We start from the raw sequence: 12694 nt of genomic DNA, 5'->3' as shown, positions 1-12694 counted from the left end.
AAATTATATTAATATATCAAATAAAGGAAGTGAGAATAAATGGAACAACCGCTATTTTTATTAGTTCTTCAATTCATTGCATTCATATTAATCATTTGTATCGTATATGGAATGTTGTACAATACCGTATTAAATTTAAATATGCCTAAATGGACTGCACATATAGTAGCTACGGTCTTTTCCCTTGGTGTTACCTATCAAGCTTTTATAAATTTTATTTGAAAAACTTTTGTAGCAATTACTTCTATTGTTGATGCAGTAAAGCTTTTAGAAAAAGCAGGATTGCAATTTGAGAGGGTTATTTCAAGATCAGAAAACGTAACCATTTTTTATAAAGTCTTTCCAGCGCAAAATAGTGAAGAAGTTAGTTCCGCTGAAAGTGTGTTTGCATAAAAAGAAATGAATTTAATTGATGCTACAAAAATTTTATTTTAATTCTGGTTCTATTGTTTGGAATCGTTCTAGGGTACCATTTGTGTGGACTTTAAAAATTTTCATTTGCGCACCAAAATGTTGCGTTAAGTAAAATGTATCACCAGTTATTAAATTTCCAATCTTCCAATCAGGTTGATATGTACTTTCCATGGAACTTTCTAAATCCCCAATCATTATTAAATTGATATATAATGAAGATGAACTACTCAACATTTTCGTTAAAGATAGTCTATCAACCTCTAACTACCTAATGAACTCAAGTAAACACATCTTCAGTCATTTTAAGAGGTACAAAAGGCACCCTTTCGGGTGATTTTTGTATAAAAATTCTATTTTTTTATATTCGATACCAACCACGAACCTTTTTAAAATAATAGTATCATTATGTCTCCTTTTTAGAGATTATTTTTAATTACCTTGAATTTTTTGCACCAGAACTGGAAAATCCCTGACTACTCGAAAGATCAACTATCAAGTGCTAATATTCAATAACGCGTACTGAAAATGATTAAACATTTTTATAAACCAGTGGAGCATTTAAGAAATCAATTTTTCTCTTATCGAAATTTAATTAGCTTACAGTAATACAGTGGTCATATATTTTTAAGAATAACGGAAGAATATATAGAAATTGCTACAGAAATGTGAAGTTTAATTAATTTAGGAGGAACAAACTTGTTTAATCAGCTTGTAAAAGTTATACCGAATTTATTTACGATTGGAAATTTATTGTGCGGTGTTTTCTCAATCACCTTAAATATGAGTGAATATTTAGGAGCAGCCTCCATTCTCATTTTCTTTTCAGCTGTTTTAGATTTTCTTGATGGAAGAATTGCAAGAAAATTAAAAGTGAACAGTGAGTTTGGCGTAGAATTGGATTCCTTAGCTGATATTGTTAGTTTCGGCGTCGCTCCTGCGCTTTTATTTCATACGATAGCAACACCTTCTATTTTAACTTCTTTGGCATTTATCCTATTCCCAACAATGGGTGCTTTAAGATTAGCTAAATTTAGTATTAAACCAACTATTGGATATTTTAAGGGATTACCTATTCCAGCTGCAGGATTATCATTGGCTGGTATGGCATTGTTTTCATATAGTAATGCATGGATTACTTTAATCCTCGCCCTCTTAATGGTAAGTCCCATTAGGTTTAAAAAATTTTAATGAAGGTCACGCCCAACGCCATTAAGGAGCATTTTAAATGGATTTAACGCGTCAATAAGTATAAAAAAGCGGGACAATAATATTAAATTAGGTGCCCTTCGAAAAATTAAAACCTTGTATTTATGGCTATTGGGTTAATCCATCGATATGTTATTCTGAAACGTCAGTCCACTTTTAACAGGAGCTCCCTTTATCAAGAGAGCTCCTGTTCTTATTTCTTCTTCTTTTCTGTCGGTTGGCTTTGTTTAGCAAAATTAGATGAATCATCAAAATTCGGTTGCTTTTTACCAGCATTATTACTTCTACCTTTTCCCATATGTAATGCACCTCCCCTCCCCCTTACTATTCCCAATAAAAAAATTCTCTTGCATCCAAGAGAATTTTAAATTGGGTTCTTATTGATAATACCTAAGTACTTCCAACACTGCCATTCCATAAAAGATGGATCCAATGTTAAATTATTTAATGCTAAAACAAATATTACATTTTCATATTTAACTGGATAATCAATTAATAATCCTAATGTATTTCCTGAATCTGCGACAATTATGATTCCCTTTTCTAACACGTCATCTATAACTTCTTTTAATTATTCTTACCTAGCATATAATATTTTCCTACACATTGAGATTGCATGTTGTATAAGGAAGCCCTTCTTCTTTCCATGCAAGAAATCCTCCCTTTAAATTCACTACTTCCTTTATACCAGCTCTTTGTAAAATACTAGCTGCTATAGCGGAACGTAATCCGGTTCGACATTGCAAAACTATTGGAAAATCTTTCGGTATATAATCTAGTTGTTCAAATAGATTACCTAAAGTGATATGTATTGCATCATGAAGGTGTCCTTCCTCCCACTCTTTTTTACTACGCACATCGATAACCTTAACGCTTCCACCTTTTATATGCGGATATAATTCAATCGATGTTTTTTCTTTGTAACTTTCAAATCTATCAAGTCTTTGTATTACTTTTAAGGGTGCAAAAGCAATAATATTATCTAACCCAATAGATTCAAATTCTCTAATAACTGCCTCTACTTTAACTTTTTCCTCATCTAGAATTATTAAAGTTTCTTTTTTATAATCTAATAACCATCCACACCAAGTTGTGAAAGAATTGTTATAAGGTATGTTAATTGACTTCTCGATATGACCTGCAGCAAAACTCTCTACATCCCTTATATCAACTATTTGATAAACGCTCTTCAAAATTTCTTGAAGTTCTTCTACTGTATTAATAGCAGTACTTTTTCTCTTCTTACGAATTGGCGGACCATACTTATTTAAATTCTTCATTAATGAAAAATACTTTGGAGGCTCTGGCTGTCCCGTCAATAAAGTCGATATAAAATCACTTTCTTCATTACACTGAAATGCCCAATTGAACATCTTTTCATAACCTAATGTAGAAGTTGGAATTGCTCCTAATGCTTTTCCACATGCGCTTCCCGCACCATGTGATGGCCATATTTGCAAATAATCAGGAAGTATTTTTATTTTTTGTATAGAATCAAATAATTGTTTTGCTCCTATTTTTGCAGTATCTTTCATACCGACTGCAGTTTCTAATAAATCCGGCCTTCCTATATCTCCTACAAATATAAAATCACCTGTGAATATCCCTATCGGCTTATCATTCGTATAGTTATTTTGACTTGTATCAGTTACTAAAAAAGAAATACTTTCAGGCGTATGCCCTGGGGTGTGAATTACATCAAATTTTATATGACCTACTTTAAACTCTGTACCCTCTCTAACCAATTTGTATCGACCTTCGTTAAGATATTGATATTTCCAATCACAATCTCCTTCATCAGATACATATAAATTTGCATGATAAAGAGTAGAAAGTTCTCTAGACCCAGAAAGAAAATCAGCATGAATATGAGTCTCAGCCGCAGCAATTACTTCCATCCCCTCTTTCTTAGCAAATTCTATATATTGTTCTATATAGCGACTAGGATAAATAACGATTGCTACGCCTTCTTTCTGACAACCGACTAAATAGGAAGCATGTGCTAATTTTTCATCATAAAAATATTTTAAAAGCATATCTATTCCCTCCAATTAGTTATTTCAAATTGATTTTCAATTTTTGTAACCATTTTTTATCTTCTCCTATAGAATCCCTTTCAACATTAAATTCCAATACATATATGGCAACATATATCTTTTAAGTAAAAACATACTATACCTTTCTTTCGCTTGATTAAATGGAAACGTTTCTTGTGGCTCATGTTCATAGTTAAATTCAGCGAGTATAAGACTTTTATATCCTGTAACAATCGGACATGATGTATATCCATCATATTTAGCCTGTAAATCTCTTCCGCTAAGTACGTCCATAATATTTTGTTTTAAGACGGGTATTTGTTTTCGAATTGCTGCTCCAGTTTTAGAGGTAGGTAAATTGGTACAATCTCCAAGTCCAAAAATATTTTTATATTGCACATGCTGCAAAGTATAAGGGCTTATATCTACCCATCCCTGATGATCACTTATCTCACTCTCTTTAATAAAATTAGGTGGCCCCATTGGTGGAACAACATGTATCATACTATATGGTACGGTTTCTCTTTTTAGTGTTTGCGTATCTTCAAAAATTGCCTCTCTCTTTTCGGCGATAATTTCCACTAAATTTTTATTATAATTCGTTATAATTTGCTTTCTTTCTAGTACTTGTTCTAAAGTATTTGCATATCGTGGAACCTGAAATATGTTATTGTTTGCAGAATAAAACATTACTTCACTTCTGTTTCTTACACCACTATTACAAAAATACTCCTCTGCTAAGTACATAATTTTTTGTGGAGCACCACCGCATTTAATAGGAGTATTAGGGTGGGTAAAAAGCGCATTTCCTCCTTTGAATTTTTCGATTTCTCTCCAAGTAGAATCAACATATGTATAAGAATAATTGCTACATACCCCATTAGTGCCAATAGACTCTTTTAAGCCTTTAATACTGTCCCAATTTATTTGTATACCAGCTGCTACAATAAGAATTTCATATTCAAGTAACAGTCCGTCATCTAAAAGTATCTTATTTTCAGATGGAAATAACTTAACAACACTTTTAGGGATCCACGTTGCCCCTTTTGGAATAAGCGATTCCTGATTACGCATCGTACTTTCCTTTGAAACAATTCCTCCCCCCACTAGACTCCATAGTGGCTGAAAGTAATGTTTTTTTGATGGATCAATAATTGCTATACTTTCTTTCAATAGGGGTACATTTCGTAATAAATGTGCAGTAGAAGATAGTCCTGCTGTCCCAGCACCAATTACAATAATTTTATAACTATCTCTGGTCTTCATTATCCTCTTCCTATCTAAAATTGATTTTTAAATTAACTAATTAGTAGCCATTTTTTCATCGTAGTAACATTATTATAAGTTAAAAACACCATAGTTTTATCTGATTTAAATGAAAATTTTGTTAATTTTACCATCAACATTACTATATGCGTAAATCCACTATGTTACTTCCATATTTTAGTTTTAATATCAAAACTATATATTGTTATATAAGATAATATATTAAAATACTTTTCATGAATCCGGATAAGTAATGTTTTAAAAACAACATCTGACAGCTTAGATGTTACAATAAACAAATTCACATACTTCACAAATATGAAAAGTATTAAATATCACTTAAGTTTCGTTACTTTTTTTCTGTATATATTGATAAAAAATTGTGAAATTTTATCGCATTATGCAAGACATTTAATATCAAATATATTACTTTTACTATGAACTAAATGTGTTTATAGGAAATTTATAGATAAATAAAGTGCTAAATTGACTCTTATGCAGTAATTATCGTTTAATTTGTCGAAAAATTGAAAAAATATGTGTAGATAGATATCATTTAAAATACATATATAATTAATTTTAATTTTCCGACACGTTTTTTCACATAGTTCTTAAACTAGTTTTTTGCGTGCATTATGAAAAAATTGTACCGTGTCAATCTTAAAAAATTATATATCATAACTTTAAGAGAGGAAGGAAAACTATGAAGATGAAACGAAAAATCATTATGACAACAGCACTTGCAGCTACGTTAGCTACAGGTGCACTACCTACTACCTCGGTGTTTGCTGCAGAAAAGGAGGCTCCTATTCAACCAAAAGAGGCACAATTAAGTATTCAACCTTTTGCACAAAACAATTTGGAAACAGCCGTTCAAGCTGCCTTAAATGGTCCAGAAGTCAAAAAAATCAAAGTATTCGAACATGAATTTAATGTAAAAGAAATAGAAGTAGTAAATCTAGGTGCAGGAAAAAAATATGTTAAGGGGCAAATCTCTCACCATTTAAGTTTTCGTCCAGATGATCAATTTTATTATGAGTTTACAGTACAAGATGGAAAGGTACTAGATAAACCTGTATTTAATATTGATAGAGGTGGTTGGACACCATTTGCTGCTCCACTTTTATCAATTCTTGCTGCGTATAATGGAATTCCAGTTAATCCAAATGATTTAAATACACTTGGTCAGCAGATTGGTAAAGTTATAGATGGAAGCTGGGAACATGCAGCCCAATCAATTGCAACTGTAGTTAGTCTAAGTTTTAATGAGTAGAATTTTTCAATTTTTATTAGCAGTGTAGAGATCCGCTTTTTGTAATCAGCCTTGTTATAAGAGATTCTAAAACAGCTATTAATAAATTTTTACCACTCAATCACATTATCTTGATTTGTTTACCACCTTATCATTCATTATATGTCACAAAATAGAAGTCTTTTTTAGGACTTCTGTTTTGTTTGTATTCAATACGATAAACAGTTGTTTTTTGGAGGCTATACTTCGAGTTTTCAAGAATCCGTTTGACTATTAGGGACAATTTATAATAAAAAATTATTAAAGTCTCAAATAACTTACTCCCCCCTATTGTTAATTATTTTTAAATACAAAAATTTATTATCTTAAGAATGAAAAACAATAAATATAGTAAAAAATCATCTAACAATTGTTTAAAGGTCAGGAGAGAAAAAATGAACAAAATAAAAATGAGAAATTTCTTTAAAATTAGCATCCTTACTTGTATTACACTAGCAAATTTAAGTAGACCATCTACTATTTTAGCTGATAGTCATCCAGGTTACTCCTATGAATCCAATATAGGGTATCAAAATCCATCGTGGATGTCGAAAATAGAAGATTCAACAAAAATAAGTGAAATATCTATTCCAGGGACTCACGGTACGATGGCTTTACATGGAGCGAGTTTTCTTGATGAAAATTTGACAAGAAATCAAACTATGAGTTTATCCCAACAATTAAATTCCGGAATTCGATATGTAGATATGCGTGTTAAACGTGTAAAAGATTCTTTTGCAATGTATCATGGCGTTGTAAATCAAAAAGCTGTGTTTGAAGATGTGTTAAAAGAGACCATTCAATTTTTAAAAGATCATCCAACAGAAACAATATTAATGCGCTTAAAAGAAGAAACTACTCCTGAAAGTGGATCTCTATCATTTGAGGAGATATTTTTAAAATATAAAAACGTTAATGCTTCATATTTTTGGGATCCTAATTCCGTACCAACTTCAGATAGAAATAACCCTACTTTAGGAGATACCCGCGGGAAAATTGTAATCTTACAAAACTTTACATCCGCTCAATTGTACGGGATTGATTACGAAGGTTTGAATATACAAGATAAATTTGAAATTGGAAGCGGACCAGACGAAATATATACAAAATGGATTGCGATAAAAAACCATCTACAAAATACAAATACTAATTTTAATAATGAAAAAATTTATCTCAACCATTTTAGTGGTACGGGAGGCGCAGCCGCATTTTTAAATAATGTATATCCTTGGTTTGTTGCAAGCGGAAAAGAGAGCAGAAATACTGACAGTAGTCCTAAATTGATTCAAATGAATTCCACTAATGCGTGGAGTGATTTTCCTCGCGATAGAAACGGACAAGTATACTATGGGGGGATGAATACACTTGGGACCGAACTCTTACAACAAGGCGCAATTAAACATTCTGGTATCATCGCAGCTGATTTTCCCGGTCCAGGTTTAATTGATAGTATCATTAAATTAAATGGTATACATTCAAATGAAAAAGAAATATTAATTTCACAAATATCATCTGAATCTAGTCCTTTATCAGGGCAACAAAATCGATCCAGCCAAAACTTTAAAATTGATAGTTTACCTGTAGGTACCAAAGAATTAAAATGGGTTATTGAGCCTTCAGAAAAAGATTATCCTTCTACTATTTCTTTCAATGTAATGATTGATGTTTCCCTAGGAATAGATTCTACTCGTTGGAAAAATATTTTACATGAATCTAGGACTGAAGCTTACACAAATACTAAATATTATATTGCAAGTCCAATTGGTGCCACTAGCAAATTCACAGTGAAAATATATGCTATTACAAATTAGAAAATAAAGAATCCAAATGGAATTCCTTTTTGATGGAATACCATTCGGATTCTTTTTTGATTTTAATTCGTTAACATTAGGATGATGATTAAATTTATTAATATACCATTTAAACCATTAGATAATTCATGCTTGGAACGACCCTTACTTTTTAAAGAGCAATCCAAAATTGTTAACTACCTTTTTCAGCTTATCACTTATTCAAAACTGGCTTCCAAAGCGATAAAGCAAAAATCCAATTTGAGTCGCCATTTCCTTGATGATTTTGAACCGCTTCGTACACTTTCCCCTCATGTACTACTCTATCACCTTTAGTATATGCTTTTCTTGCATCCCATTTTTCATATGCGGAATCCTCTAACTTTGTTGTTACATTCAAAACATCACTTCTACTAGATTCATTTCCAGCTAAATCAACCGCCGTCACTACATATTTATACGATGTATTAGCCTTCAAATCTTTATCCATAAAAGATGTATTAGCCGCCGTCCCAATTTTATTCATAACCCCAGCGCTTTCTCTATATACAATATAATGGTCAACACCTACATTATCTTCTGACGGACTCCACATTAAATCAACAGTTGTCGCTGTTGTACCCATACTATGTAATCCTTTTGGTTGAGTTGGAGCCTCTATATCTGGGATTGTATGTGTTGTCTTAACCTTCAGTTTTTCACTTTCTTTTGATATGTTTCCAGCAGAGTCTAATGCCTTTATTGTATAAGTATATTCCGTATCTGCTTTTAATTTTTTATCAATAAAAGTTGTACCTGATACCGTATCAATTACTTCTCCATTACGTAACACTTGATATTCTTTTACACCTATATTATCAGTGGAGGCCTTCCATGTTATTTCAACACTATTGGCAGAAACTTTAGAGGCATTTAATTCAGTTGGTTGACTTGGAGCTACTGTATCAGGAGTTTCATTATTTACTAAATTTACATCAACTACATTATAAAAAGCGTTTGACGTATCTGCTACATCCCATACAGCTAAAATAACATGATAACCATTACGATCAGTTGGTACATTAATTGTATGTGTTAAATTATTTGATGCGGCCGAACCGTCATGTTTCACAGTTCCGATTGGTTCTAATTCAGCACGTGTTAATGGTTTGTTAGGATCCCATCCTTTTTTGGTAATGTAATAATGCCATTTACTTGTAGAATGTGGCGCTGTATATTTCCATGTAAATGTATTTACTCCACCTTTAATTGTGTTTTTGAACCAACGATTTGATGTTTGTTGGTCAAGAATACCTCCAAACAATCCTCCTGCCGAAGCAATTTCCCCATCAATCGGTCCACTATCTGGAAATCCTTTAGGTGCTTCTAGACTTTGAGGTTCATACATTACATTTCCACAATTTAAATTTAATGCCCCATAATTCTGACTACATAAAGCAGCACGACTACTCGGCTTTTCAACAAACCCATGTGCATACGCACTTTGAGGAGTCATTGTGATTGCCGTCATGCCTGCAGCCAAAACACAAGCACCAATCCCCTTTTTACTTGTTCTTAATCTTTCCAATTTAGATGTTAATTTCAATTTCATTTTTGTCCCCCCAATATATTGCTTTCGCTAATATAATAGCAATATAGGGATAAACGAACAAATCGTCAATTAATATATTAATATCTCTCATAAATTGGTACATTTATTATTATTTTTAATCTCCTATAAAAATAAAGTACATACAATTAAGGAATTTTGTAACATTATGCATTAAAAGAAGAATAAAAACCCCATTTAATTTCACAAAAAATTCAAATATTAAAACAAAAAAATCCTCATGTAGGAAAAATAAATTTTTTATATTACAAAAAGCAAAAAAGTCTGGAAGAAACCGATTATATCCGTTTCTTCCAGACTTCCGCTACTTTTATACCACTCACAAATCCTTTAACCTTAAACATATACACTTGAGGTTAAAACACATATAATACCCCTACTAATTCAAACTAACGCTTAATTACTTATAAAATAACTTAAGGTATCTAGCTTAACTGTATTTTCTTTATTAATAGCTATTTTCTATTCTGTATTTCCTTACTTTAAACAGATTATCAAGAAATTGTTAACGTTTAAGAAAAGAGAAAGTATTTAAAAATCTAGTTTTAACTATCAAATTTTAATAATTTATTGTGTTATTTTTATCTAATAAGGCACAGAAACAAAAGATGAACTTCAGTGTGCTTTAGAAAAGGTTCTTAGGGTGAAACGTTTAAAGGGTATTTTAGTACTGGGTTTTTATTAAATGTTCCTGTACCTAATATTTAAATTAACGGATGTCAAAATATTTTACAATACGAGTATTAAACGTTACATATTTTTATATAAAATGATACATTTCATCAACACGCCTCTTCTAATCTTTATGATAAATATAGAAAATTCGGCTCTTTAGGATTTTATTTTAGAATTCTCATAAAAGTATATAATAGATTAGACACATAATTGTCACAAATTAATAGTTTATCTACTTTATGATTACCTATGAAAATTTTATTACCACTTCAATATTTATCGATAAACTAAAGCACTCTATACTTACAATTTCTTAAAACCCTTTTAAATAATCTTTCAAAAGAGTCGCTAGTTTTATATTTTTTATTTTTTTATTGTACATTTGTACATTTGATGTTAGGATTATGCCTATTAAAATTGAATCCTAACGATTCTTCTTTATAATTTCCATGTTTTAATTGTTAAATAAAAATATAGATTCTGATATATATTTAAAATCAGAACGAAAATGTCGTTATTTTACAATGATTTCGTGGAATACCTTTAGAATGGAAAGATATATGCAACAACGTGTTAAGGGCTTACAGGGGGAACAAAAATGAGAGACTTTTTTGATGATAAGTATAAAAATATTGAATTAAAAAGGAGGTTAATAAATTTAATAAGTGAAATTAGCGAATTCAAAGGAAAATTAGCTGCTTATCAGGAACAAAACCCAGACATATTTAATAGCTTAGAAAAAACTATACCACTACATTACATAAAAAATTTCACAACTATTTATGAGGATATAAAAGTTCCTAATAAAAGATTAAAAGAACTTATTTTAGATGATATCGTACCTCAAAATATTTCGGAAGATGCTATTTTTTGCTATTATCAAACACTTTCTTTTGTACATAAAAACTCCTGTACTTTATTAATCAATCCAGCAACTATACAGGAATTACATTTTCAACTAATACATTACATTACCTCTGACAGTGCCAAATGGCGTGAAAAACCTTTTATCATTCCAGGAATTCCAGAACATGGAATGCACTTGAATAGTTACCGCATTCTTCCGCATGAACTTATTCCACAGTTTATGGAGCAATTATGTGATCAATACAACTCATTAAATACTAGTAAGGGGCTACATTCACTTTTATTAATAGCTCGTTTTATATTAAATTTTTATTGCATAGTCCCTTTCAATCAAGGTAATAACAGGTTGGCATTTATGTTAATGCAATTGCTGTTAATTAAGAGTGGACATACATTTGTAAAATATGTATGTTTGGATAAATATATTAAGAAACATGAATCTGATTATTACAATTCGCTTTATAAATCTTCGATGAATTGGTACTGCGAGGAACATAATAATAGCTTTTGGTTAAAAACGTTTTTAACCATTATATTAGAGGCTTACAAAGATCTTCATAACACAGTTCTAGATTCTATATGTAAACATACTAAAGTTGAGAGAATTCAGGATTTTATACTTAAACAAAAACAACCCTTTACTAAGGAAAGTATTCGTAACACTTATCCAGACATTGCAGAGAGTACAATCAGTAAGGCTTTAAATTCCTTGCAACTGTTTGGCCATATTAAGCTAGTTACAAAAGGAAGAAACGCAAAGTGGATTAAAATTTGACCATACTTTCAAGATATCTGAGCTTCAAAAATTCAATAATAACTTTATCATTGAATTTCATTTTAATTTTAAGCTATTATTACTTTTTTAGTTATTTCTAATTCCAACAAAACAGTTTATAGGAAAAGGTCCGCTTCTCTCCGCCTTTTCCTATAATAAAATTAAATATAGACATAGAATAATTGTCGAAAAAAGTCGTATTTTAATATTTTTTCTTTATTTTCTGGTTGTAAACGTTTCACTTTCATGTTACCATCTTAATCAAACAATAGATGGTAACATGAAAGTATTTCTTTCCCTTAGAAACATATAAACGTACGGTAATATCAAGAAAATAAGGCCAAAGAAATATTTGATACCTACCAAAATAATTAATAGGAATTTTGCGCATTTTTTCTGTTAATTCAGAAAAAACATTTTGTCCCTAAACAAAATTTGTTAGCGCGCAAACTTTAATTACACTAGAACACCCAAATAAATGTACTGTCTTTTTAATTGAGCATTAAGATATGAAAAAAGAGTTCTTCCTACAAAATTCAGCTGATGAACTTAAAGATATCTAAATTACTACCTTAAACGCCATCTATTGTTGACAATATATTTATCAACTATGAAAAAGAGCCTATCAAGGGTTCTTTTTTTTTATGATCATTCAAATTTCAATTCTATCTTGATACTTAGATTCCCCCACAAATCACCTCTACTTTTTTTGCTCTCAATTATTAATTTCCGTTCCCAATTTAATTGAATTTGTGAATAAAATTC

9 protein-coding genes are annotated in these 12694 nt (G+C 30.8%); 5 read left to right on the top strand and 4 right to left on the bottom strand.

The genetic code is table 11. The features are described from left to right. The first annotated feature begins 39 nt into the window (after nt 1-39). Nucleotides 40-222, top strand: coding sequence for a hypothetical protein (locus B9A45_RS12015; protein WP_016111434.1), 183 nt, complete (start codon nt 40-42; stop codon nt 220-222). Nucleotides 223-426: 204 nt separating this feature from the next. On the opposite strand, the gene B9A45_RS12010 is transcribed toward B9A45_RS12015, so the two are convergent. Next, nucleotides 427-609 carry a DUF5065 family protein gene (locus B9A45_RS12010; protein WP_002000399.1) on the bottom strand — a complete coding sequence of 61 codons (183 nt, stop codon included), beginning with the start codon at nt 607-609 and terminating at the stop codon, nt 427-429. A gap of 501 nt (nt 610-1110) precedes the next feature. Between B9A45_RS12010 and pssA the strand changes: the two genes are divergently transcribed. After that, complete coding sequence (pssA, locus tag B9A45_RS12005) at nt 1111-1602, top strand: CDP-diacylglycerol--serine O-phosphatidyltransferase (RefSeq protein ID WP_000483080.1); 492 nt, start codon at nt 1111-1113, stop codon at nt 1600-1602. 617 nt (nt 1603-2219) lie between these two features. Here pssA and B9A45_RS11990 read toward each other — a convergent pair. Together B9A45_RS11990 and B9A45_RS11985 are read right to left on the bottom strand one after the other, a co-directional pair. Continuing rightward, nucleotides 2220-3656 (bottom strand): MBL fold metallo-hydrolase, encoded by a 1437-nt coding sequence (locus tag B9A45_RS11990; RefSeq protein WP_084064068.1) that lies wholly within the window; start codon nt 3654-3656, stop codon nt 2220-2222. Between the two features lie 66 nt (nt 3657-3722). Then, nucleotides 3723-4922: an FAD/NAD(P)-binding oxidoreductase gene (locus tag B9A45_RS11985; protein WP_084064067.1), complete on the bottom strand. Its 1200-nt coding sequence runs from the start codon at nt 4920-4922 to the stop codon at nt 3723-3725. A 703-nt stretch (nt 4923-5625) separates the two neighbouring features. Between B9A45_RS11985 and B9A45_RS11980 the strand changes: the two genes are divergently transcribed. Beyond that, on the top strand, nt 5626-6195 hold the full coding sequence (locus B9A45_RS11980) for a methyltransferase (RefSeq protein ID WP_084064066.1): 570 nt from the start codon (nt 5626-5628) through the stop codon (nt 6193-6195). A 413-nt stretch (nt 6196-6608) separates the two neighbouring features. Continuing rightward, nucleotides 6609-8024: a phosphatidylinositol-specific phospholipase C gene (locus tag B9A45_RS11975; RefSeq protein ID WP_084064065.1), complete on the top strand. Its 1416-nt coding sequence runs from the start codon at nt 6609-6611 to the stop codon at nt 8022-8024. Nucleotides 8025-8217: 193 nt separating this feature from the next. Here B9A45_RS11975 and B9A45_RS11970 read toward each other — a convergent pair whose 3' ends face one another. Beyond that, a complete protein-coding gene (locus B9A45_RS11970; protein ID WP_048568298.1) occupies nt 8218-9594 on the bottom strand; it encodes a lytic polysaccharide monooxygenase in 1377 nt (458 codons plus the stop codon). Nucleotides 9595-10885: 1291 nt separating this feature from the next. Here B9A45_RS11970 and B9A45_RS11965 point away from each other — a divergent pair. Continuing rightward, complete coding sequence (locus B9A45_RS11965) at nt 10886-11929, top strand: Fic family protein (RefSeq protein WP_084064064.1); 1044 nt, start codon at nt 10886-10888, stop codon at nt 11927-11929. Nucleotides 11930-12694 lie beyond the last annotated feature (765 nt).

The sequence above is a fragment of the Bacillus sp. JKS001846 genome (assembly GCF_900176455.1).
GTDB lineage: Bacteria > Bacillota > Bacilli > Bacillales > Bacillaceae_G > Bacillus_A > Bacillus_A cereus.
This window is presented reverse-complemented; position numbering and strand designations above follow the sequence as displayed.

Excerpts from the sequence above, each read along its gene's own strand:
- B9A45_RS12015 (WP_016111434.1), top strand. The coding sequence starts at position 40 with ATGGAACAACCGCTATTTTTATTAGTTCTTCAATTCATTGCATTCATA.
- B9A45_RS12010 (WP_002000399.1), bottom strand. The coding sequence starts at position 609 with ATGATTGGGGATTTAGAAAGTTCCATGGAAAGTACATATCAACCTGAT.
- B9A45_RS11990 (WP_084064068.1), bottom strand. The coding sequence starts at position 3,656 with ATGCTTTTAAAATATTTTTATGATGAAAAATTAGCACATGCTTCCTAT.
- B9A45_RS11985 (WP_084064067.1), bottom strand. The coding sequence starts at position 4,922 with ATGAAGACCAGAGATAGTTATAAAATTATTGTAATTGGTGCTGGGACA.
- B9A45_RS11980 (WP_084064066.1), top strand. The coding sequence starts at position 5,626 with ATGAAGATGAAACGAAAAATCATTATGACAACAGCACTTGCAGCTACG.
- B9A45_RS11975 (WP_084064065.1), top strand. The coding sequence starts at position 6,609 with ATGAACAAAATAAAAATGAGAAATTTCTTTAAAATTAGCATCCTTACT.
- B9A45_RS11970 (WP_048568298.1), bottom strand. The coding sequence starts at position 9,594 with ATGAAATTGAAATTAACATCTAAATTGGAAAGATTAAGAACAAGTAAA.
- B9A45_RS11965 (WP_084064064.1), top strand. The coding sequence starts at position 10,886 with ATGAGAGACTTTTTTGATGATAAGTATAAAAATATTGAATTAAAAAGG.